General features: G+C 33.5%; 1 protein-coding gene and 1 pseudogene. Both read left to right on the top strand.

Going from position 1 to position 1,028, the window contains the following annotated elements; all coding sequences use genetic code 11:
- Positions 1-766: AraC family transcriptional regulator (locus V7137_RS27865; protein ID WP_335701068.1), on the top strand; the 766-nt coding region annotated here is incomplete at its 5' end.
- A 153-nt stretch (positions 767-919) separates the two neighbouring features.
- Positions 920-1,028, top strand: a pseudogene (locus tag V7137_RS27860) (dihydrofolate reductase family protein); the annotation flags it as partial.

Below are 1,028 nucleotides of genomic sequence, written 5' to 3'. Positions count from 1 at the left end.
TCATTTTAAAAGAATGTTTTCTTTCCTTGCAGGAATTACGTTATCAGAATACATTCGCCGAAGACGACTTAGTTTAGCAGCATTTGAGTTTAATAATAGTAACATAAAAATAATTGATGTTGCGATGAAATACGGATACAGTTCACCGGACTCTTTTACTAGAGCTTTTCAAAATTTACATGGTGTAACACCGTCAGAAGCAAGAAACAATGGACAGCAATTAAAAACCTATCCACTAATGACCTTTCAATTATCAATTAGAGGAGGAAATGAAATGAATTATCGAATTGAACAAAAAGAGGCATTTAACATAGTTGGTATCATGAAAAGAGTTCCAATTATTTTTGAAGGAGAAAACCCGGAAATTACAGCGATGTGGAACTCTTTGACTATGGAAAAAATAGATCAATTAAAAAAACTCTTTAATGTTGAACCTAAAGGGATGATTCAAGCATCTACAAACTTTTCTGAAGGACGCATGGAAGAAAAAGGAGAGCTTGATCAGTATATAGGAGTGGCAACCACACAAGAATGCTCTGAAAACTTTTCAAAACTTGAAGTTCCTACCTTAACATGGGCGATATTCGAATCAAAGGGACCTTTTCCTGGTACGCTACAGGAAACTTGGGGAAGGATTTATTCGGAGTGGTTTCCATCTTCCAACTATCAAGTAACAGAAGGACCCGAAATCTTGTCGATTAAAAGTAAAGATTTAACTTCACCCTCAGTAAAAAGCGAAATTTGGATTCCAGTTTTGAAAAAATAAATTAATTTTTAGATCACTGAGCTGTTTCGGCAGCTCTTTTTTAATATTACTATTCTTAGTAACTTTATTCAGAAATAAATGATGTTTATAATGATAATATAAAAAACGTTGGCGGTAGAAACAATATCTAAATGATTAAAAGGAGGTAGAATTATGTCCAATAACGTAAGACCAAGAAAAATAATTTTAGATTTAGCCGTTACTTTAGATGGTTTTATTGAAGGGACAAATGGGGAAGTTGATTGGTGCATTATGGACTCTG

Origin of the sequence: Neobacillus drentensis (assembly GCF_036962765.1) — a bacterium.
In the GTDB taxonomy this organism is placed as follows: Bacteria; Bacillota; Bacilli; order Bacillales; family Cytobacillaceae; genus Neobacillus; species Neobacillus drentensis_C.
This window is presented reverse-complemented; position numbering and strand designations above follow the sequence as displayed.